This is a genomic window from Psychrobacillus sp. FSL W7-1493, assembly GCF_038004905.1.
Lineage (GTDB): Bacteria > Bacillota > Bacilli > Bacillales_A > Planococcaceae > Psychrobacillus.
Genome location: NZ_JBBOSB010000001.1, coordinates 1,846,090 through 1,867,565, shown reverse-complemented (window position 1 = coordinate 1,867,565; position 21,476 = coordinate 1,846,090). Strand labels below are relative to the sequence as shown.

21 protein-coding genes and 1 other annotated feature are annotated in these 21,476 nt (G+C 35.4%); of the genes, 5 read left to right on the top strand and 16 right to left on the bottom strand.

The annotated features are described in order from the left end of the window. Positions 1–65: 65 nt before the first annotated feature. A complete protein-coding gene (locus tag MKX96_RS09405; protein WP_340883321.1) occupies positions 66–1,700 on the top strand; it encodes an ABC transporter substrate-binding protein in 1,635 nt (544 codons plus the stop codon). A gap of 66 nt (positions 1,701–1,766) precedes the next feature. Here MKX96_RS09405 and MKX96_RS09400 read toward each other — a convergent pair whose 3' ends face one another. From MKX96_RS09400 to MKX96_RS09365, 8 genes are all read right to left on the bottom strand, one after another. Then, on the bottom strand, positions 1,767–3,764 hold the full coding sequence (locus MKX96_RS09400) for an ABC1 kinase family protein (protein ID WP_340883320.1): 1,998 nt from the start codon (positions 3,762–3,764) through the stop codon (positions 1,767–1,769). Positions 3,765–4,580: 816 nt separating this feature from the next. Then, the gene (locus MKX96_RS09395) at positions 4,581–5,168 is read right to left on the bottom strand and encodes a protein kinase (RefSeq protein ID WP_340883319.1); all 588 of its coding nucleotides are present in this window, start codon (positions 5,166–5,168) and stop codon (positions 4,581–4,583) included. Next, entirely contained in the window at positions 5,158–5,961 is an 804-nt protein-coding gene (locus tag MKX96_RS09390; RefSeq protein ID WP_340883318.1) for an aminoglycoside adenylyltransferase domain-containing protein, read from the bottom strand. Before MKX96_RS09390 ends, MKX96_RS09395 begins: the two co-directional genes overlap by 11 nt. Then, on the bottom strand, positions 5,958–6,209 hold the full coding sequence (locus tag MKX96_RS09385; protein ID WP_340883317.1) for a hypothetical protein: 252 nt from the start codon (positions 6,207–6,209) through the stop codon (positions 5,958–5,960). Before MKX96_RS09385 ends, MKX96_RS09390 begins: the two co-directional genes overlap by 4 nt. Positions 6,210–6,352: 143 nt before the next feature. Continuing rightward, on the bottom strand, positions 6,353–7,240 hold the full coding sequence (locus MKX96_RS09380) for an IS3 family transposase (protein WP_340883316.1): 888 nt from the start codon (positions 7,238–7,240) through the stop codon (positions 6,353–6,355). Continuing rightward, complete coding sequence (locus tag MKX96_RS09375) at positions 7,237–7,524, bottom strand: transposase (RefSeq protein ID WP_340883315.1); 288 nt, start codon at positions 7,522–7,524, stop codon at positions 7,237–7,239. The genes MKX96_RS09380 and MKX96_RS09375 overlap by 4 nt, the downstream gene beginning before the upstream one ends. Positions 7,525–7,634: 110 nt before the next feature. After that, positions 7,635–8,831 (bottom strand): MFS transporter, encoded by a 1,197-nt coding sequence (locus MKX96_RS09370; RefSeq protein ID WP_340883314.1) that lies wholly within the window; start codon positions 8,829–8,831, stop codon positions 7,635–7,637. Then, positions 8,831–9,244 carry a MarR family winged helix-turn-helix transcriptional regulator gene (locus tag MKX96_RS09365; protein ID WP_340883313.1) on the bottom strand — a complete coding sequence of 138 codons (414 nt, stop codon included), beginning with the start codon at positions 9,242–9,244 and terminating at the stop codon, positions 8,831–8,833. Before MKX96_RS09365 ends, MKX96_RS09370 begins: the two co-directional genes overlap by 1 nt. Positions 9,245–9,370: 126 nt before the next feature. Here MKX96_RS09365 and MKX96_RS09360 point away from each other — a divergent pair, with 126 nt between their 5' ends. After that, positions 9,371–9,865: a GNAT family N-acetyltransferase gene (locus MKX96_RS09360; protein ID WP_340883312.1), complete on the top strand. Its 495-nt coding sequence runs from the start codon at positions 9,371–9,373 to the stop codon at positions 9,863–9,865. Here MKX96_RS09360 and MKX96_RS09355 read toward each other — a convergent pair. Both MKX96_RS09355 and MKX96_RS09350 read right to left on the bottom strand, forming a co-directional pair. Further along, the gene (locus MKX96_RS09355; RefSeq protein ID WP_340883311.1) at positions 9,862–10,641 is read right to left on the bottom strand and encodes a class I SAM-dependent methyltransferase; all 780 of its coding nucleotides are present in this window, start codon (positions 10,639–10,641) and stop codon (positions 9,862–9,864) included. The two genes, MKX96_RS09360 and MKX96_RS09355, sit on opposite strands and share 4 nt — an antisense overlap. A 135-nt stretch (positions 10,642–10,776) precedes the next feature. Then, positions 10,777–12,012: a HAMP domain-containing sensor histidine kinase gene (locus tag MKX96_RS09350; RefSeq protein WP_340883310.1), complete on the bottom strand. Its 1,236-nt coding sequence runs from the start codon at positions 12,010–12,012 to the stop codon at positions 10,777–10,779. A gap of 191 nt (positions 12,013–12,203) precedes the next feature. Here MKX96_RS09350 and MKX96_RS09345 point away from each other — a divergent pair, with 191 nt between their 5' ends. Beyond that, entirely contained in the window at positions 12,204–12,488 is a 285-nt protein-coding gene (locus MKX96_RS09345; RefSeq protein ID WP_340883309.1) for a hypothetical protein, read from the top strand. Between the two features lie 46 nt (positions 12,489–12,534). Here MKX96_RS09345 and MKX96_RS09340 read toward each other — a convergent pair whose 3' ends face one another. Both MKX96_RS09340 and MKX96_RS09335 read right to left on the bottom strand, forming a co-directional pair. Next, entirely contained in the window at positions 12,535–13,035 is a 501-nt protein-coding gene (locus MKX96_RS09340) for an NUDIX domain-containing protein (protein ID WP_340883308.1), read from the bottom strand. A 33-nt stretch (positions 13,036–13,068) separates the two neighbouring features. Beyond that, a complete protein-coding gene (locus tag MKX96_RS09335) occupies positions 13,069–13,899 on the bottom strand; it encodes a DUF2785 domain-containing protein (protein ID WP_340883307.1) in 831 nt (276 codons plus the stop codon). Positions 13,900–14,261: 362 nt separating this feature from the next. Between MKX96_RS09335 and MKX96_RS09330 the strand changes: the two genes are divergently transcribed. Together MKX96_RS09330 and MKX96_RS09325 are read left to right on the top strand one after the other, a co-directional pair. Beyond that, a complete protein-coding gene (locus MKX96_RS09330) occupies positions 14,262–14,978 on the top strand; it encodes a hypothetical protein (RefSeq protein WP_340883306.1) in 717 nt (238 codons plus the stop codon). A 68-nt stretch (positions 14,979–15,046) separates the two neighbouring features. After that, positions 15,047–16,255, top strand: coding sequence for a hypothetical protein (locus MKX96_RS09325; protein WP_340883305.1), 1,209 nt, complete (start codon positions 15,047–15,049; stop codon positions 16,253–16,255). A gap of 249 nt (positions 16,256–16,504) precedes the next feature. On the opposite strand, the gene MKX96_RS09320 is transcribed toward MKX96_RS09325, so the two are convergent. The 4 genes from MKX96_RS09320 to metG all read right to left on the bottom strand — a co-directional run bounded on the left by MKX96_RS09320 (position 16,505) and on the right by metG (position 21,119). Then, the gene (locus MKX96_RS09320) at positions 16,505–17,971 is read right to left on the bottom strand and encodes an amidase family protein (RefSeq protein ID WP_340883304.1); all 1,467 of its coding nucleotides are present in this window, start codon (positions 17,969–17,971) and stop codon (positions 16,505–16,507) included. A gap of 266 nt (positions 17,972–18,237) precedes the next feature. After that, on the bottom strand, positions 18,238–18,711 hold the full coding sequence (locus MKX96_RS09315; protein ID WP_340883303.1) for a DinB family protein: 474 nt from the start codon (positions 18,709–18,711) through the stop codon (positions 18,238–18,240). A 146-nt stretch (positions 18,712–18,857) separates the two neighbouring features. Further along, the gene (locus MKX96_RS09310; RefSeq protein ID WP_340883302.1) at positions 18,858–19,331 is read right to left on the bottom strand and encodes a hypothetical protein; all 474 of its coding nucleotides are present in this window, start codon (positions 19,329–19,331) and stop codon (positions 18,858–18,860) included. 111 nt (positions 19,332–19,442) lie between these two features. Next, positions 19,443–21,119 (bottom strand): methionine--tRNA ligase, encoded by a 1,677-nt coding sequence (metG, locus tag MKX96_RS09305; protein WP_340883301.1) that lies wholly within the window; start codon positions 21,117–21,119, stop codon positions 19,443–19,445. A gap of 54 nt (positions 21,120–21,173) precedes the next feature. After that, positions 21,174–21,430: a binding site (T-box leader), on the bottom strand. Positions 21,431–21,476 lie beyond the last annotated feature (46 nt).

The following is a 21,476-nucleotide window of genomic DNA, read 5'->3' as shown; positions in this document are numbered from 1 at the left end:
ACTAGACTTTTTAATATAAAAATGGACAAATAGACTAAAGTTGTCCACTTATAGAGGTGTATGACATGGATCGTTCATTATTAACCCTTTGGAACACTGTTCCCTCTGGCAACATAAAGCAGGAAGAAATTGCAACTATAATAGGCTTCAGCACTAAGCAAACAAAACGATATTTACAAAGATGGTCTTCAGAGGGATGGATTAAATTTATTTCTGGTAAAGGAAGAGGGAATTCCTCACAGTTAACGTGGTTAAAAAATGTTGAGGCTTGTTTCGAGGAGCAAGTCATGCAGATTTTAGAACATGAAAGTGCAGAAATAAGCAGCAAATACTTAATGTTTGATTGGTCGACAGAATGTCGCCAAAGACTAATGAAAAAGTTCCGAAACAAAATTGGCTTTGAGCAACAAATAAACGATAAGCTTATTGTTCCAAGGAAAAATCCTTTTCTCACACTTCACCCACTAAAAGCAGCAGACGCAAATAGTGCTAATATTGTTGCTACGGTATACAATCGTCTAGTTTCTGTTGATGAAAGCGGAATAGTATCTCCAGAGCTTAGTCATAGCTGGGATATGACAGACTCGAAGCTTCGTCTTTACCTAAAAAAAGATATTGCTTTTCATGACGGTTCCATCCTCACTGCAGAGGATGTAGTATATTGCCTTCGGAAACTTAAAAATAATCAGCAATTTCGTTTGCTCTGCGAGCCAATTAAACAAATAGAGGCAATTACTCCTCTAATAGTTGATATTACATATCCGGCAGGTTGTAGCTACTGCTTGCAGCTTTTAGGTAGCATGAATGCCAGTATTTATAAGGAGCATTTAGACTTTGTTTATGGGACAGGCTGCTACTATGTGGAGGAAAATGGTCCATCCATTACTACATTAGTCGCATTTAAAGACTTTTACGGCGAAAGACCTCTTTTAGATACAATAGAGTTTATTCAAGTTCCAGAGGATTTCGAAAATGTATATCGCACGTCCTCCAATCAGCAAACCTATTTTCCCATCGAAAGTGACTCAGGCTTTGGAGTAGTTTTGATTAGTCCTCAATTAGATATAGACCAAAGACACTATCTTCATTACATTATTTCGAAATACCGGCACGAGATAAATACGGCGGATGACAGACTTTTACCTAATGAAGAAGGATGCTTAATTGGAATAAGTACACCATATGAATTACATAACATACCTCGACCGAAGTTCAAGAAACCTATTGTATTAAAACTAGTAAAATACACTAACAACTCTTCACACTGGTTAAAAGAAATACTTACTAAGAATGGCATTCCCGTTGATATTATCACAGTCTCCTTTAAAGACAATCTATTAAATAGGGAATTAAATCCTGAGGCTGACTTATATATACATGGAGAAATCTTTGAGATGAATCAAAATTATTCATTTTTTCATTTTCTTATGAATGGCTATTCCCCATTAGCTGCTGTATTAAAAGGACAAAAGAAATATCAAACCAAATTAAAAGAATATCCCATTACTCCATTTGATAAATGGACAGCTCTCAATAACGAAATGGATCGTATGCTCATAGAAGATTCATTGGTTTGTCCTTTATACTATTCGAAACGGCAAATCCCTTTTTCATCAGACTTAATGAACATTAAGATAAAGCACTTTGGTTATGTGGATTATTCTAAACTATGGGTAAAGCCTAATATTCCATTAGATTAAGGAATGATGGTTTTATACTTTTAAAAAAAAACTGAAGACAACTTTTAGTTTGTCTTCAGTCAATAATTAACGTCTTTTCATTAAACGAATCGCTTGTATTGATAGTCGCACTAATAACACTGCACACAGAAATAGCCCAACAAAGGCAGCAGCATTTAAATAGACTGCATAAACAGCATCAATGAATTGAGCAATAGCTAGTAGTGAAGAAGAGATAATTCCAAAAGTGATTCCAACTAGTAATAATATAAAACGAGAAAATAGATTGGTTACGAATTCAGCATTATTTTTGTCGGAAAAGATATCATGGTGTAATATTATTTTTCCACTTTCCACTTTTTGAACTAGCTTATCCACTCGTCTTGGAATTTTTCGTAAAGCTGGAATCATTAAAGCGAATTCTTCCTCTAGTCGCTCTTTTGTAGCACCTGGATCTCTGAAAGGTTTCTTAAAGAGAGAACTCAAGTAATGTGAAGAATATTCCTTTGCTTCTGTAAAAATATCAAAATTTGGTTGAACTAAATGTAAAGTGCCCTCTAGCGTAACAATAGAACGTAAAGCTATACCAACCGAAGGATAAAAAGATAGTCCAAAATCTCTAACGACTTTAAAGAAGGCTTGAATTAGTTCTTCCGTTGGTATTTGTTCCACATACGATATGCGAAGAAGGATTTGCGAAAGCGCCTGTTCCATTTTTACCCGATCTATATGCTCGTGATCTTCTACAAGTAAAGTAATCGCATCATAAAGCATGTCGGCATCATTATGTTGAATCCCCATTAAAAATATCTTCATACCTTCTTGTTGGGGCTCTGCCAATCTACCAACAGCACCAAAGTCTAGCAATATTGGCGTTCCATCTGCTTTATCGATGAATATGTTCCCAGGGTGAGGGTCGGCATGGAATATCCCTGAATTTAATATTTGATCAAAAAAGGAATATAAAACTGTGCGAGCAAATTGCTCACGATCGATATTCAGTGATTGAAACAAAGAATCCCCGTTCGCGACACTCTGACCGTATGCATGTTCAAAAACGATGATACAGTCATTACTAAGCTCAGCATAAACATGAGGAATCTTAACTTCGTATTTACTCTCCTCTAGCGCTTTTTTTATTTGTAAAACATTTCTTTTTTCGATTTCGAAATTTACTTCTTCCTTCAAATTTTGTGCAAATCCTAAGGCTAGCTCACAAAGGCCGAGTCGTGCAGCCCAAGATGATTTATCTGTTAGCCATCGAACAAACTCTAGCAATATATTTAAATCATCTCTTATCATACTTTTAACATCAGGTCGCAAAAGCTTAACAACAACCTGTTGGTTATTATCCTTTAAGATGGCTTTATGTACTTGACCAATTGATGCAGAAGCTACTGGAATCATGTCAAAATACGAGAACATATCCTCCATTTTATAGGGCAAAGACTTTTCAAGTATAGATTTTACTTCTGATTCCTTCAAAGGTTCTACGTTTTGCTGTAGCTTTTCTAACTCTTTGATAAATACTGGAGAAAATAGATCTCGACGAGTGGAAAGCACCTGACCAAATTTAATAAATATTCCACCAGCCTGCTCCAACGTATTCCGAAAAGCAATAGCCATTTCATGATCATTATTTCTGTACCTTGAGTATTTCATTGCTCTTGAAATACCATTTTTCACAGCAATTTGGATGACTTGTCGCATCCTTTTTTGCCCTCTCCATTGATTTCTTATCCTCAAAAGAAACGGCCTAGGTTTTATTCCACTTTCTTTTCGCTCTCCTGAATCCATTGGACTAAATAGCTCAAAGAACAAATATAACAGCATGGATATTAATAGCATGCTACCAATCCATATAATAGTGCTCACATCCATAAATGAATAAGCAAAGTTCTCCGAAAAAACATCAACGCTCTGTAAATATGAATACCAGTACACAAATAGCGTAAATACTAAGCTTATAAATACAGAAAGCACTCTTTTCATAAAGTTTATTTGAGAACCCATTAATTTGCCACTCACATAATAAATAAATAAAGAAATTAAGATTATTTGTCCAATTAATTTTACATATATCAAAAAAGTCCCCCCTATCTTTTCTTTCTATTTAGTTATACATTCCCCTTTTCTACTTATTATTAATCTTATTATTGATTAAATTTTTAATAGAGAATAATATTACAATTCAATTATTTATATGAATTCAATAAATGAAAGAGAAATCTCTTTTTCATTTTTCGAGTAAACCCTTAATTGTTTTTTAAAGATCTTAGGTGATATGCTATCATATTGCCTTAATTTTCCTCGTATCATGTTGGATATTTCTTTTAAAAGGCTATGTTGAAGGGTAGGATTGATTGATGATGCAAAGAAATCTTAGAACAGAGGGTAAAATTGATTTTTCGCACCAGCCGGCCGCTTTCCTCGGCGTGAGCGATAAGCCATCACCCATCGCTTACGCGCTGGTTGAGATGACTTATCTGTTTCACTCATCCCGTAGGAGTCGCCGTCTGGCGCTTCAATCAATAAATGGGAACAGCTTTAATGCATCGATAAGTGCTTATAAATTTACTCGCATAAACATAGCCGTAAAACTGTACCCAACCCCAATTTCATCATCTATTTATGTTCTTAATAGCCAATTGAAAGTTCCTTTGTTTATGTTTACAGTCACTATAAAAAAGAATGGTTAGTCAAAATCAACCAATAACTTTAACAAAGCTGTAAAAATTACCTCCCAAGCCAGTCTTAAGCCCAGCTCCTCCTTCCTTACACAATACATTACCAGCAGAAGACTTGAAATAATAATAAACGGACAATAAACAAACATGGTACATCCAAGCTTGTTTATTGTCCGTTTTTTTAAAGTTTTTAATAGAAGGTTTATATACTGAATTATTCTTTTCCACATTCAATACAGCGGTGGTCTGAGTCCCCATCGCCATACATTCGTAGCTCCTTTTTCAAGCCACAGATTACACATTGATTATAAAAGATTTGCGGTAATATACCTGATTCTGCTAAGGGCACCCATTCGTTCTCATACAGTTGTTTTGTCATCCCATAATCAATTAATATTAAATTGCCTTTATCATTTAATCCGTAATTTCTGCTATCCAAAAAGTCAAAACCATCTAACTTTGAGTCAATAAGATGAATTGCATGCTTCAGGTCATCTGTTAAACGACTATCATGGATAAGATCTAATTCATACGAACACCCATTTTCCAATGGTAAAGGTTTAAAATAAGGTTGTATTAGTATTTGTTCATCTAAATAAGTTACCTTTGCTACGTGCTCTGCTAAGCTCTCTTTCTCCAAGAAATCATACATATATTGCTCGTTTATCCCTTGTTTATATCCTATTGGATGTAAAAATCTTTTAATCACCATATCATTATATTTATATACTTTGCGAGTAGAACCAATACCGATAAAATTATCCTCTACACATAGCTCTATGTATATATCTTTAATTTTCATCTATTCTACCTGACCTTAAGGTTAGTAAAGCGTTTACTTCTTCTTTTATATACTCTTTAAATGCTACTAAAATTTCCGTCTTAAACTGTAAATCAGACCTCTTCCCTTTATAGATGTCTATGGCAAGATTCACTAGCTGGCTATGCTTTTCAGGTAAATATGTTACTCCCCACTTACCAGCCTCCATTTTCGAGAAAATAGTACCATCATTTAAATAACGGTATACCCTTAGCATATTTAATATGCAATAAACTGGTTTTTTCTCAATGTTACTCAAACAGTCTCTATAGTCTTCCAAAATTGAATCGATATAATCAGTCATAGGAATATTCGGGAATACATGCTCTATTGATTCACCTCTAAGACATATTCCTTTGTAGTTAATGATAGTGATGTGGGCAGCCAAATCAGCATCTCTATACTCATCTATAAGCCATTGCTTTTTGTTTTTTTCGTATCTTTCTCTCCAGTACTCACTATAATGATAATCATAGGCTGGTGGATACTCCCATTTTTCTAGCTGGTTTCTATTCATAAAACTAATTTCTATTGGGAAAGGTTTGTTAGACGACTTTAAAAAAAACTCGGTTAATGTTAATTTTTCGTGTAATGATAAGGCTTTTTCTGTCACTACCATTAAATCTATGTCACTACTTAACGGATTGAACCCTCCTAAGGCTAGAGATCCGTGTAAATAAAAACCGACACTATTTTCTTTTATCACCGTTTGAATTTCGTCTATTACTTGTATGGTAAATTCTTTGACTTGATTTGTAGCGTCATCCCACTTCATCGATTAGATACCTCTTTCAATGGCATAAATTCCTCTGGTTTCAATTCCTTTGCCTCTATCACTATGGCAGTTAATAAAGTATCTGTCATCGTTTCGTGTCCCTCTCCCTTTTCCCAGAAAACTGCATCTCCAGCTCTTACCTGTATCTTCGTTTGTTCATTACCAGTTACCCATCCCTCTCCATTAACAATTAATAATAGCTGGGGCATAACAGCCTTATGAAATCCGATAACACCATTCTCCTCCAAGTGCATACTGGTCTTCTGTAAAGAAAGTAGACAAATTAATTCACAACTTTTTTTCTTCCACTACCGCGCTGTCGCTTGCTGGGATGGTGAAAACAGGATAGGTCACAACCATACCTATCCTATTTCCACCATCTCTGATTTTCTCACCCTGCAGCCAAAAGACAACTTTTATTGAACGCTTGTTCAAAGTCTACAGGACTCACATAACCCAACGTGGAATGCCTTCTTCTCGTATTATAGAATTGGTCAATATAATGCCCAACCGCTTTGATTGCTTGCTCACGCGTCTCCCATTTATGGCGGTAGATCAACTCTTTCTTGATCGTCGCATGGAACGACTCGATACAGGCATTGTCATAAGGATCTCCCTTGCGACTCATGCTGCCCTTCATTTCTCTTTCGGTCAATAACCCGGTATAATCCTGCGAACAATATTGCGATCCACGGTCCGAGTGATGAATTAGTCCTTCCCCTGGGTCCCTTATCATAATTGCCTGTTGGAGGGCTTCGAAGGGTAATTCTTTTTTCATATTGTCTCTAATACTCCAGCCAATAATTTTTCGTGAAAAAAGGTCCATCACGCTCGCCAGATATAACCACCCCTGTATAGTCCAGATATACGTTATATCTGTTACCCATACGGTATTAGGTGCTTCCGCCAAGAATTTGCGTTCAAGCAGATTTGGATAGATAGGATGTTGGTGATTGGAATCCGTCGTCACCACGTAAGGGGTCGCTGATGTCGCACGGAGTCCCATCTCGTTCATTCGTTTCCCTATTGTCCGCTCACACACGTGAACACCTTGCGCCTCCAAATCTTTTGCGATTCGCGGGCTGCCATAAGTTCCATGACTTTCAATGAAGCTGGTTCGGATGAGTTGGTTGATTTCTTCTTTTTCCTCTTGAATTCTGTTCCGTTTCTCTTTTTCTCTCAACCATTTGTAATAACCACTAGTTGAAACCTTTAAAACTTCAGACATCTTCACCACGCGAAACTCATTTTGATGTTCCTCTATGAACGTAAATATCACGTGTGGCCTTTGGCGAAGACATGCATGGCCTTTTTTAAGATTTCATTTTCCTCCTTCAGTTCTTTTTCGTTCTTCTCTAGCTCTGCTATGCGTCTTTTCAGTTCTGTAGAAGAGATGAGATGTTCATTATTTGAAAGCTCCTGCTTCTTGTTGTAGGCCCTTACCCAGGCACGAATTCTTTGCGGCTTGATCCCATGTTCATATCCTAATTCGGTTGCCTTTCTTCCATCTTCGATTACCAATTTCACCAGATAATCACGCATTTCTCTACTTGTCCTTATCATAATAAACACGCTCCCTTTATTTTCTATAAGTATGAAGGTCGTGTTTTAACATGTCTACTTTTTATACTATCTCTAACTGTTTTACAAAAAAGATTATGAAGTTAATTCATTCAGGATATTTTTAAAAGTTCTTTATCTCTTCTACCATGCAGTAAGTAATAAATAGGAATACAAATTAGTATCAAAAAGACCATGGAAAGAAAAATAGGACGATAACCGCTATACGGTACTACGAAGCCTAATAGGAATGGACCTACTCCTAATCCAATATCATATAAAATAAAATAAGTGGATGTTGCAAGACCAAATCGATGTGGTGGAGTTACCTTCACTGCTACACTTTGAGCGATTGAATTAAAGTTACCATAACCGACCCCAATGAGTGCTGCTGCAAGTAAAAGCATCCACCCAGCAGTTGCCTGGCTGAATAAAAACATACCGATAGCAAACAAAACTAAACAAGGATACGTTACAATATTAGCTCCTCTAGTATCCATCAGCTTTCCTGTAAAAGGACGAGAAAAAATAACGACTATAGCATAAATTAAAAAGAAATAACTTGCTGCAGTTACTAGATTTATCTCTTCAGCATAGAAGGATAAAAAGGACATGACACCAGAATAGCTAAATCCGATTAATAATGCCACAAAAGAGATAGGTATAGCTCTAGGCTCTATAAATTTCGATATAAATGAGCTTTTTTCCATATCTTGATTTGGAAATTTAGGTAATGGCACATCTATCTTTACAATCGCGTAGATGATTAAGCACACAACCGAAAGCACTACATTCATAGCAAAAATCCATTGGAATCCACCTTCCATTTTCAATAATAGAATGCCTAGAAATGGACCTATTGCTGTTGCTAATATGGCACTTAAACTGTAGTAGCCTATGCCTTCTCCCTTACGAGTATTCGGTAAGATTTGAGCAACAATCGTGCCGGTAGCTGTTCCTGCAATACCAACAGCAATCCCTTGAAGTAGTCTATTAACAATAAGAAGTCCAATATTAAAAGTCGCAAAATATAAGGCAGATGTAATCGTAAAAAATAATAATCCTATCCACAATGTTTTTTGAGTCCCTATATTCCCTATTGCTCTACCTGCCCCTAATCTGCCTATTAGAGACCCTATTATGAAAATACTTGATACTAGACCTGCTGTGCTAGTAGTTGCTCCATATTCTGACTGAGCATAAGAAGCAATCGTAACGATTAATAAGTAAAACATTAAAGTAATTATAAAATTGATCAAGGAAATGAAAAGAAATTCCTTTGTCCATAATTTTTCTTTTATCACTGCCATCATCTTCCCTTTAAATTAACAAGTAGCTTTTCTAATACTCGTTCTGTAATTTTTCTTTCCTCTTCCGTGATACCTTTTAATAGGTCCATTTGAAAGGCTTCTACTATTAATTTTGCTTCCTTATATTTCAAAACACCTAGACTTGTTAAATGCATCACTTTTTGTCGCTTATCCTGGCCTGTCCCTATGTAGATTAGGTCTTGATCTACTAGCTTTTGAGCAATCGGAGTTACGGACGGCTTTTCTACTCTCCAATAAGCTGCTACATCCGTAAAGGTTGAAGGCCCCTCTTCTTGCAAAATACGTATCAGTCCCCACTGTATTTCTGTTAAGCCTAGTGGCATCAATAAATCATGCATTTTGCCACTATATGGTCGAGAAATCAATTTTAGAGTAGTAAAAAATGGTTGCATTTCAATTCCCCCTAAATTAGTTAGTTAGGCTAACTAATTTTAAACGTTTAAATTATATTTGTAAAGAAAACATTTCTTGCCATTTACAATTCAAATACTTATATTTTTTATAAGGGGGGAGTATCTATGGAAATGAGGCTAGCAAATGAAAAAGATTGGGAGCAAATCAAGTATATTTATGAAGCAGGTATCTCTACTGGTAACGCAACCTTTGAGACGAGTGCCCCATCTTCATATGAACAATGGATTTCAAAAGCGGACAAGATATGTACTTTCGTCATGCTACATAATGAAGCGGTAAAAGGCTGGTGCAGACTTAGCCCTGTCTCATACAGGGCTGTTTACGCAGGAGTTGGGGAAGTAGGTATATACGTTCATCCAAAAGCAATCGGTTTAGGTATTGGAAATAAGTTACTTGGAAAGTTAATCGCTAGTTCAGAAGAACAAGGCTATTGGATGCTACAGGCAAGTATATTTCCAGAAAACAAAGCTAGTATAGAACTTCACAAGAAAAACGGTTTTAGAGTGGTGGGATATCGAGAGCGAATTGGAAAGCATAATGGAGAATGGAGAGATAACTTACTTTTAGAAAGAAGAAGCAAGTTCATTGGTAACGATTAAACTGTTGCCCGAACAATATAGTAAGAGTTCGTTATAGGTAAGCCATTCATCTCATGGAGACCAAAAATCTCCGTTATCTCGTTTAGGTTTTCATTTTTAATTTTCTCTGTCACGAATGGATGCTGTCCAAAACATCTTTTATTTATGATGTCCATAGGGCTGTGTAGTATTTCTATATTGCTCACCGTTTCGATTTCCCATTTATCAAAGTTCGCTGTCTTTAATCTTTTTTGTATAGCCTTTAATGTTGAATCTCTTGGTAACTTGGCTTGAAAGAGATTTGGAAATAAAATAGGAAGTTCCTTGTCCATATCATCACCAGGATGCAATCCGAGTACAGCTCCACCTTTTTTTACAGTTTGCGTCAAAGCAAGATATCCTGATGTGGGCCCTTTCCGAATATATGCACAGTCAAATTCATCTTCTGAAAAGGACAACTCTTCTTTCGTGCTACCTTGCACGAAAGAGACGTTATCAGGCTTCTTTCTTTTTCCCTGTTCAATAAAGAGGTTAGTTACATCAAATCCTACTATTTCTTTTGCAATAGGGCTACATTCGATAGCGAATTCTCCATGACCACATCCAACATCTAATACTTTTTTAGACGCAATCATTTTTTTAACCTCCTCATCGAAAAGAATTTCTCCATTAGGTTTTAAAATAGTAGAATTCCATGAATAAGCATATTCTCCTTGTTGTTTCCCAAGCTGGTTGTACCATTCGAATGAATGAGGTTCGATCCATTCTGCAAACAGAGTTGGATTTAATAATGCCATAAAATACCCTCCCTATATTGTTCATTGTACATATCTAAAACTCCAGGCTGCTTATAGTGATACTAAAAGTTGAGCTTACCTAAATGGAAGTGACTCTATACTAAAAAAAGAAGCACTAATATTTAGCACTTCCTTTTAAACTGGTAAAGTCAGAGTGAATGTCGTTCCTTTACCCTTCTTACTTTTTACTTCTACATTTCCTTTTAGCTTGGAGATTGTCCCATAAACCATCAGCATACCAAGACCAGTTCCTTCTTTTTTATTCGAGTAATAAGGCTTCCCTAACTGACTTATTTCTTCTGAAGACATCCCAATACCTTGATCTTTAATGGTAATAACAAGGTGTTTTCCTAGTTGTACAGCTTGGACAAAAAGAATCCCCCCCTTGCCCTTCATCGCTTCAACACCATTCTTTATTAAGTTAATAATGCATTGTTTCATTTGATTTGAGTCAAATTTAATCTTCGCTGTGTTCTGAAACTCAAGAATGATTTCCACTTCGTTAAATTTAGCAAATGGCATCATAATATTTTTTACATATACGAGCTCCTCTTCCATAGTAGAGTGAACCATATGGACGGATTGTGGCTTAGCAAATGCTAAATAATCATTTAAAATACTTTCTGCTCTATTCAACTCTTTTAGAGAATATTCTATATAAACTTTGTCGTTTGGTGTAATATCCTTTGAAACGCTTAACAATTGTAAAAATCCATTTGTCACTGTAAGCGGATTTCTAATTTCATGAGAGACACATGCTGATAGCTCGCTCATCACATGCAATCGCTCAGAACGAAGAAAGTTATCTCGCTGTTTAATATTGGACAGAATCTTTTCAATCATAATCATATTAAATAGCATAATGACTGCATAAGTAATAATAACGTAACCAACAACGTTCCAATATTCGGATGTCAACGTTTCAAAATAGGTGGATAACGAAATTAAGTAAGTCAACCCGTTAACTAATACTATTATTATGCCTGTAATTATTCTATTTTTAGGGGATAGGCTAATAAATTTTTTATGCACCAGTGGAATAATAATAAAAGTCAATGTTGAAAAAATAAACGACTGAAACATTCCCTCTCCACCAACAAAGAAACGTACAATATTTAACGTAATGTATAAAGGTAATAGTGTCTTGTGGCCGCCATATAAAGCCAAAGTAATAAACGGAATATATCTTAAATCTACTGTAAAACCTAATTCTAATCTTATTGGATAAATCATACACAAAAACATAGAAACAATTGAAGAAAATATATAATAAAATAAATTTTTTTTACCCTTATAGTTATCTATAAAGATAACAAATAGCAGAACAGGTAAAGTTATAAATAATATATTGATCAAAAATGTTTGCAGCAATGATGGTCCTCCTCGGAGCTTCTTCCATATACACAAATATAAATTATAGCATATATATTACCAAGTCTTTCATATTAAAATTTTGCTATTTTCAAATTGATTCAAGAATAAAGTTTAAAGTTAAAAATATGAGGTAGACATAAAGTAGGCCTAGAAAAAACTTTACTAACTATGAATGGAGGAATTTTAAAATGAAGAAAAGAATATTTGCTTTACCAATAGTTTTAAGTTCAGCATTACTATTAGGAGCATGTGGTGATGGAGACGATGATATCAATGATATCGAAGTAGAGGACCCGACTTTTGAAGATGATGGACAAAATGATACAGGAATTGATTCTGAAAATGAAGGCGAAGTAGATACTCAAGATGATCAAGACAGTACTACAGGAACTGATGGTACTGATGACACTACCTCTACCGAAACTGAAGGTACTGAGACAGAAGGTACAGATAGTGGTACAGAAGCTAAATAATAACCAAAAACCTCGAAGCATAAATGCTTTGAGGTTTTTTTTGAACTTAGCTTATATACTTGATCATTTTTGCTTCGTCGATGATAGAAAGGATTATATCATGATCATCAATGATATAAGGAACTTCTTCTGGTTCAACCCAAATACGCGTCGTTGTTTCGTGCTTCCGCTGAAAGGGCTCGCATTCTTCTATATCCAACCGATAAAATAATTGATAACCAATCATAGGATACTTACCATTTGGTTCAAAGTAAGGATTTTCTTCATGATTTACCTCAATAGCCCCAATATAAGTAGCTTTTCCCTTTACATACCCTTCTTCGAAGACCTCTCGGTGTAATGCTTCTTCTGGAGTTTCATTTCCTTCTATATGCCCTCCAGGTAGATTAAATCCCCTCTTTTTCACTTTAACTAATAACATTTTTCCTAGGTGAAAGCAGCATCCGTGTACACTTGTTACTGTGTCTTTGTTTCCTATTAACTTTGAACGCTGCCACTTTAACCTTACTGGATGTTGCCCCCATACCACTGTTATTTGATCAGTCATCTATTTTCTCCTTTTTCCGTACTGAACCTGTGATTACTCTCTCTTGTACATAGCTTCATGTAAATTTTTCAATGTTTTTTTGATTTGATGCTGCGTATGTATATTTTGATCGAGATATGTTAATCGAAAATAAAGAGATTTTAAGAAGTTCATTACATTAGATCGATATTTGTAAAAGACTATGCGATTCTGTTCTTTTAAGCTTGTCCCCAATAAACTCTCAAAGTTATGTACCCATTCTACAAGCATTTCCTCCAGTAAACCTTGTTCTATCAGTGCTTCCACTGCAAAGATTAATCGTTCATCCTCATCATCTTGGAGAACAGTATCCTTCCAAATGCAAGCTTTTATAACGTTTAGGCATTCTTCAGCGTGTAATAGATCGTACGAAGGATGACTAATAATAGATTCAAAGAGATCTGCGCCGTGAGCAATACTATGCGCCCACCCCTTCCCATCTACATAACCTCTCACATCCTTTTCTGTCAGTAAATATGTAATCGTTTTTTTATAGACTTCTTCTAATTGCTGTTTTTCCAAAAACTCTTTTGTTTTATCCTTTTCTACAATCAAAGCAATGACTAAAGATGAGAATGATCTAGTAAACACTGTATCGGTGTCTTGTTCACCTATGCCTTTAAATAAATATTCTTCTGTTAAACAGATGTCTAGTATTTTTAACATGAGATCGTTTGACAATTTATCGTTCTTTATGAGCCCGTAAAAAGTTGAGTAAATTAAACTATCTCTTAGCTCGGCATCCACTGAGCCTATATGAATAAGCATTTCTTTTATGACTTCCTCAAAATTTTCCAGCTCTCCTTTTTCATTTTGCCATTCTCTTAATATTGTTTTTAGTTCCATTTTATTCCTCCTTAATAAACATTCTCTTATTATTTCTAGAGAAAGGAACTCATTTCCTTCTTTACTGCTATTTATTTTCCCAAATTCAATTATTTGTATTAAAAATTTACCAACTAAAATAGTAGATATTTTAATTTATATTCTCAATGACATCAGGCTACAATCGTCACTAATTGCTCCCCATACAGAAACATACTTAATATGAGTCTAAATTTCACGTAGAGAATATTAAGATTTTTTATTTATAAAATTCAATTAATTTAATTACCGCGGTATATTTTGTGATTTTTTTCCCAATTGTAAATTTGTACTAAATGATTAAAATTAAAGATGTAGTAAAAATATGAAAAAGGAGTTGTATTATGAAAAAACCATTCGCTGCTCTATCTGTAACAGCTATGCTACTCTTCTCGACTTCCTTTGCCTCTGCCAACAGCTATTCTTATCTTGATGAAATCTTGTCCCTACAACCAGATGTATCTTCTGAAGAAATGATGTCCAGTGTTCGTGAAATCGCAAAAAACACCGGAGAAACGGAAGAACAGATTTTAGAACAAATCTATAAAGAGTTAAAAAACGATCAAGCTCAAGGATTGGCTGAAGCAAAGTCCAATCAAACTCAAGGCGCAAGTGGTGGAACAGTTAGTGTAGGTAACAGTACTAAAGGTAACTTCTACTACACACCTTCTCAAACAGCCTATCTTGATCATGGTCATGTCGGACTTTATTATACTTCTACTACAATAGTAGAATCCGTTCCTTCTTCTGGTGTTCGCACAATCTCTACAACTGCTAGAAAGGTAGATAGTTCGGGTGCTCTAGTTAAATCAGTTAGCACAACTTCAACAAATAGAAATAATGCTGCTAATTGGGCCTATTCACAAGTAGGTCAGAGTTATTCATATAATTTTGCAACTAACAGATCTACTGGACATAACGGAGCCAAAAACTGTTCGAAGTTAATTTGGTCTGCCTATAAATTAAACGGTAACTTAGATTTAGATGACGATGGTGGACTTGGAGTATATCCTAGAGATGTGCGGGATGCACCAGGTACAACTCTAGTAAGAAACATTTAACATTAGAATGACAATAGGACAGTGGAAATGCTGCCTATTGTCATTTTACCTTTAGGAGGGTTTTTTATATGAAAAAAAATATAGTTTCTGTAATCGGAATCATGGGCCTAGGGGTTATTGTTTACTTCGCCTACACGCTTTTTTTCACACCTACACAAGCAAATAGCAGTTTACTTCTATCTAAAGCGGATATCGAGGAGGAAAATTTTCTACATAACAAAAAGGCTATTCTGTATCTGTCTACTACAGCTGATCAGGACATAGACGGGGAAGGATTTAGTTATGCTGTTTTTATTGAAAAATCAGGTAAAGCCCAAGCATTAAAAATGGAGGGATTGGAGTTAGGAAGCACAGTAGTTTATGAAAATAAAGTTTTTTTAGAGGAAAAAGATATGGTACGCCTAGTGGGTGAGGAATATAAGGAATTTCCAATGAAAACTGACCAGTACACAGGTGAACGTACAGGTTATATTCAAGACGAGGAAATATTCTTCAGCATTTATAACAGTGGATTTGCTCAGGACGGAAACGGATATCGTTCAGATGTTCGGTTTGGAAACGAGAAAAATTTTCAAACAGATAAAATCCCCTTTTATATCGCAGCCTCTGGTGTTGAAAGTGACAAGGTAAATATTCTTACCCAGGATGTAGATAAAAATGAATTCAATTTAAAGGAAGTAACATTTGATACATCCTTAGAGGTTGATCATTTATCGAAAGTAGACACACCAAAAGATGAGTTTTTTAACGCATTAGCCCCTGTATTATCAGATCAATCATATTACTATTTAATCTTGTCATCAGCGATAGATGATTTCAACGAAAAGACCAGTCTTTATCGAATCAATAAGGAAACTCTTCAGCAGGAAACGTATGATTTCATAGAATATAAGGATATGAAGGATCTTGTGGCGACTATTCCATATAATTTTAAGAATTCTGCTTATATATATAATGACATGTTGTACTTTATCAATGGCTTAGGGGAAGTTTACACCTTTGATACAAACACGGAAGAAATCCAGCTAAAATTCTCTTTAGAAGATGCTAGTGAATCTAAAATAAGAAATAATGAAGAAACTTATTTTAAGGATGGTTCCCTTTTTGTCCTAAGATATAGTGAAGATAAGAAAGAAAAATACTATTTAGAGGAATATGATTTAAACAATGGCAATCGAGTAAGTAGCCTTGATATAACTGGCTTATCCGAACTATTATCAAGCGTTCAAAGAAAAAGTATTTACTCTTATGATTTAAAGGTATTCGATTCACAATAAATTATAGAGCTGGGACAAAACGCATCTTAGAAGTTCAAAAGCCCTGAAAATTTTACAAACAGTAAAATTTTCAGGGTTTTTTTGCTACTTCATCATCGTTGTTCTACGCTTCAACGAATGCTTTCCGTGGGGTGATGTTTTATTTGTCTCCACGTTCATACCTACGTCGCCGCCTGCCGCTACAATCCATATAAAGAAATTTTTCGTGTTTGAATGGTAAATTGCTATTTATGAACTTGACTCATCCATTTAAATTTTAGGGCTAATTCTATGTTTAGTAGCTTGCTCGTAAACATAAGCAAGTTTAATTAATATTCCTTCACTAAAAGCTGTTCCTGCAAAGGTAATCCCAAAGGGTTTACCGCTGTTCATATAGCCTGCTGGAACTGCGATGGAAGGATATCCAGCCTTGGCACTAATCGTTGAGCCGATGTAGGAAGGAAAAACAATTGCATCTAGATTATACTTTTGTAAAGTATAATCTATACCCTTCTCTTGGGAAAAGTATAAATCTTCACTTCTTGCTTTTAAATACTCTGGAGCTGTTAATGTATTTGATAGATTTTCTCTCAGTTCCAACATGTTTTGTCCATACTTTAAGTTTTTTTCTTGATTTTTTTTATTGAACTCAATTAATTCAGAAAGTGAATGGACTGGTAAATTAGTTGGTAATTTGGAAAGATAATTATCTACACTATGCTTGAACTCATGTAGTAACACTTCTCTGCTCCATTTTCTATGAAAGGAAGGTATTTCGATATCCTCTATAACCTCTGCCCCTTCCTCTTTTAAATGAAAAACTGCTTGCTTAAATAATTTATCATCATATTCCTCGGAATTGTAGAAACGCTCATCTGCATTATGCAATATACCAATTCTTGCTCCCATTAAACCATTAGAATCCAAGTAAGGAGTATAATCTCTGCAAGAGATTCCTTCACTTTTGAAGGTTGCAACATCATTAAGGTCTACCCCTGTTAAAGCACCTAACAAAATAGCTGCATCTGCAACCGTTCTTGCAATTGGTCCAGGAGTATCTTGAGAATATGTAAACGGAATGATACCTTCTCTACTGATTAATCCAACTGTAGGCTTTATACCAACTACTGAATTTTGTATTGCAGGACTTAGAATAGACGCATCTGTCTCCGTTCCAACTGCTAAGACTGCAAAATTTGCCGCAACAGCAACAGCAGACCCTGAACTAGATCCACCTACGAATAGCTTCTCATCCCCATATGGATTTAATGTTTGCCCGCCACGCGAGCTATATCCTGCCCACATTGTCGATGACATCCCATTCGCCCATTCTGTCATATTTGTTTTACCTAGGATGATTGCGCCTGATTGACGAAGCTTTTCGACTAAGAAAGCATCTTGATTACTAATATAGCTTTCTAGCGCAAGCGACCCAGCGCTTGTATGCATAGAATCATTTGTTTCAATATTATCTTTAAGCAGAACAGGTATCCCATGTAATAACCCTCTCATGCCTTGTTTCTTTCTTTCATAGTCCAAAGCCTCTGCTATAAATAAAGCATGAGGATTTATCTCGATAATTGCATTAAGATTAGGACCATCCTTATCAAACTTTGCAATTCTATTCATGTAAAACATAACTAATTCTTTTGAAGTTATTTCTTCTTTGAGTAAAGCAAAGTGTAGGTCTTTGACTGTTAACTCTTCTTTTAAAAAGGGGTTGAACTTTATATTCAATTTAAAAGCTCCCTTGGAAAGTAATTTTTGTGTAAACACTGTAATTACGACATCATTTAGACTTCATAATTTACTCTAACTTTAACACTTATCTATCAAATTAATAGTATATTAAAAATTTTTGATATATAAAATATATTCCCCAAGAAGATTTTGCAGTTTCCTATAACACATTTTTAAAACCAGCCTTAAGCTGGCTGGTTTCTGTTCTCTCTCTATATATTCTCTCAAAAAACACCTTCATTTATAAAATGAAGGTGGCTTCTTTACATCTGTTGTTCTTTTGTAGGTCCCATAACTCCGGGTACCTCTAATCCTGCTTGGCGAAGTAAAACGGTCATTTGACCTCGATGATGTGTTTGATGGTCTATAATTTTTCGTAATATTAGACCACGTGGAATAGAAGTGCCAAACGCCGGTACTTGCTCTACCAAATCTGCATCCGTTAGAGATGCTGCGGCCTCTCTAAAAGCGCCTGCCATTGTTTCATAAGCAGAGACAATTGTTTCAACTGATCCAGGTACTTCCTTAGGGTTCCCAACAGATGGTAGGTCAATTTTTGCTAGCTTAGCTAGAAAAATGGGTGTTGTCGTTAAATGCCAAGCTAACCATCCTAGTGTATTATGGTTTTCTGCAATTGCTTGGTTCAGCCTATCATCTGTCATTGCTTTAAAAACGTTAACTGTACCATCAGCTGACATCGTCCATTCTTGTAATAAATCTTCTGTTTTACGATACATATGAATACCTCCTAGTTATATCTATTTTCATTTTAATTTAAAAGTCGCCTTATTCAAGTAAAAGGACTTACTAAATATGAATTCAGATCCAGGATAAAAATAAAGTATCATCATTTAACTTAGCTGGAATATATAATTCCAACTGGTTATTTCTCTTCTTCAAAAAACATCTTCCCATCTCGATACTTTGCATATGGGTCATCTTTTTCACCAATCAATAACTTTCCTTTAACAATGTAAGCAACTTCATTCCATTCACTTTTTTCTCCATCCTGCTCTACTTCAAGCTTGATATGGTGCCAGAATGAGTGCCCGTCTTCGTACTCGATCTCTACAATTGCAAAGTCTTTCAGTTTATACTTTTGTTCTTCCAAGAGATTGATTTTTTCTAAATATATAGCTTTTGCTTCCTGTTCGGATAAGCCAGTTTTACCAGCTAACTTACTCTCTTCTGTATCATATAAATGTAATTGTTTAAATGCTTTCTCATAATCCTCATCTATTATTGCTTGATAATAATTTTGAATAATATTTTCAGCTTTCTTTTCTTCTACGTAATTACACCCTGTTAACATCAGTATAAATAATAATAACAACAGAATTGATCCTGGTTTCTTCATATTAACCTCCCAACATTAAGGAAATTGAAACAACTACTACAAATTAATTAATTCATTTTTTAAATTTTAACATAAATATCCATATAAAAAAATGGGTTCTTCTAGTGCAACTCAACTCTTCAACTGTTTTTCCAGATAATCAATTTCCTCTTGAATTGTACTAGGATCTATTCTTGCAAATAGTGGTTGTATATTGCTTATGTTATCTACTTTCACTTTTATTGGATTCCAATAGAATTCTTCTAATTTTAATATGTTTCGTACTTCCTCACTTGAGAAAGGAAGGAACGGTGATAATATTTGAGCAACATTTCCAATGATATATACGCAACTTGCCAGAGTATCCAAACAGCTATCCCTATCTTCCTTTACTTGTATCCACGGTTTCTGAACGTCAAAGAATCTATTCGCTTCACGAATATATGAAAAGATAGAATCTATTGCTAATTTGAACTGACCTGCCTCGACCAATTGCCCAACCGTTGTATATAAGTTTATAGTGGTTTCTTCTATTTTTTTATGAATTGCTCGATCAGGAATTGTTCCTTCAAAGGACTTTTCAATGAATTTTAATGTGCGATTGATAAAGTTTCCATATGCTCCAAGCAGCTCCCCATTATGACTATGAATAAATTCTCTCCACGAAAAATCCGAGTCTCTATTTTCGGGGGCATTGCTTGTTAAAAAGTATCTTAAGGAGTCCGGATGATATTTCTCTACAAAATAAGGAGCCCATACCGCCCAGTTTTGGCTAGTCGAAAATTTTCTCTTTTCCAACGTTAAATACTCGTTGGAAATGATATGAGTTGGAAGTGTTTCTTGACGAATACCTTTAAGTATCGCTGGCCATATAACGGTATGGAAAGGGATATTATCTTTACCATGAACATAATAGGAAATGGTTTGTTCATTCCAAAATTCTTTTTCATCCGTTTGATTAAGAGTGGCCCATTCCTTACTCGCTGAGTAATAACCGGAAACAGCCTCTATCCATACATACACTTTCTTTTCCTCGTATCCTTCTATGGGTATACTTACCCCATTTGGCAGATCCCTTGAAGCCGCTCGATCTCGAAGCCCTTCATTTAAATATCGCTCGGTCAGGTGAACTGCATTTTTTCGCCACGCATGATTTGCTTTTGCTGACGTAAGATAATTCTCTAGCTGCTCCTGAAAGCTGCTTAGTTGAAAATATAAATGCTTTGTAGCTTTAACAGTCGGCTCATTTCCACATAGCTTGCAACTTCTATTTGTTAAGTCCATAGGGTCTATAATCAAAGAGCAGGCATCACACTGGTCCCCTCTTGCGCGGCTTCCGCAATTTGGGCAATTCCCCTCCACATACCTGTCAGGTAAAAATTGATTATCAGTGGCACAATAGATTTGCTCTATTTCATTTTCGTATATATAACCATTCTTCCACAGTTCTAAAAAGATTTGCCTAACCACTTTATGATGATGATCACTATCAGTTCGAGTATACATATCATAAGTAAAGCCCAGACGCTTAAAGGTTTCTTTAAACTCGTTATGGTATCTATCCGCTATTTCTTTAGTTGTGACGCCTTCAGAATTAGCACGTATGGATATGGGAGTACCGTTACAATCGCTCCCAGAGACATACAATACCTCCTCTCCCTTTTGTCTATAATATCTCGCCAAAATGTCGCCTGGTAATAAGGCAGCAATGTGTCCCAAATGTAGGGACCCATTAGCATATGGCCATGCCCCTCCGATAAAAATGTTCATTTTGATTCTCCCCTTTTCTTCATTAAGTTTTTTAGCCAAGTTAGTTTTAAATATCTTCAGCCAAAATAAAAAACCTCAGCCTTATCGAATTTCGATAAGGACGAGGTTTTCTCGTGGTACCACCTTAATACTCAAATGGTTCGCACCATTTGACTCCATAAGTACATAGCAAAAAGCCTTTATACTTTGACATGGGTAACAAGTGCCAACTCTTGTCGTATCCTACTAGTTGTGAAACGTTCAGTACGAAGCTCCGAGATCATGTTCGAATGACTAGCTTGCCTCATTTCCACCATCAGAAGCTCTCTATATAACATCATCACTCTACTTTTCCTCTTCAACGCCTTTTTATATTAGGTTATATTAAAGTTATTGATGATTTTACTAAACATTTCT

Bases quoted from the DNA above. Each gene is read 5' to 3' on its own strand.
- MKX96_RS09325 (WP_340883305.1), top strand. From the start codon at position 15,047: ATGAAAAAAAATATAGTTTCTGTAATCGGAATCATGGGCCTAGGGGTT.
- MKX96_RS09335 (WP_340883307.1), bottom strand. From the start codon at position 13,899: ATGGAACTAAAAACAATATTAAGAGAATGGCAAAATGAAAAAGGAGAG.
- MKX96_RS09345 (WP_340883309.1), top strand. From the start codon at position 12,204: ATGAAGAAAAGAATATTTGCTTTACCAATAGTTTTAAGTTCAGCATTA.
- MKX96_RS09340 (WP_340883308.1), bottom strand. From the start codon at position 13,035: ATGACTGATCAAATAACAGTGGTATGGGGGCAACATCCAGTAAGGTTA.
- MKX96_RS09375 (WP_340883315.1), bottom strand. From the start codon at position 7,524: ATGATAAGGACAAGTAGAGAAATGCGTGATTATCTGGTGAAATTGGTA.
- MKX96_RS09315 (WP_340883303.1), bottom strand. From the start codon at position 18,711: ATGTATCGTAAAACAGAAGATTTATTACAAGAATGGACGATGTCAGCT.
- MKX96_RS09360 (WP_340883312.1), top strand. From the start codon at position 9,371: ATGGAAATGAGGCTAGCAAATGAAAAAGATTGGGAGCAAATCAAGTAT.
- MKX96_RS09355 (WP_340883311.1), bottom strand. From the start codon at position 10,641: ATGGCATTATTAAATCCAACTCTGTTTGCAGAATGGATCGAACCTCAT.
- MKX96_RS09395 (WP_340883319.1), bottom strand. From the start codon at position 5,168: ATGAAAATTAAAGATATATACATAGAGCTATGTGTAGAGGATAATTTT.
- MKX96_RS09330 (WP_340883306.1), top strand. From the start codon at position 14,262: ATGAAAAAACCATTCGCTGCTCTATCTGTAACAGCTATGCTACTCTTC.
- MKX96_RS09365 (WP_340883313.1), bottom strand. From the start codon at position 9,244: ATGCAACCATTTTTTACTACTCTAAAATTGATTTCTCGACCATATAGT.
- MKX96_RS09405 (WP_340883321.1), top strand. From the start codon at position 66: ATGGATCGTTCATTATTAACCCTTTGGAACACTGTTCCCTCTGGCAAC.
- MKX96_RS09310 (WP_340883302.1), bottom strand. From the start codon at position 19,331: ATGAAGAAACCAGGATCAATTCTGTTGTTATTATTATTTATACTGATG.
- MKX96_RS09370 (WP_340883314.1), bottom strand. From the start codon at position 8,831: ATGGCAGTGATAAAAGAAAAATTATGGACAAAGGAATTTCTTTTCATT.
- MKX96_RS09390 (WP_340883318.1), bottom strand. From the start codon at position 5,961: ATGAAGTGGGATGACGCTACAAATCAAGTCAAAGAATTTACCATACAA.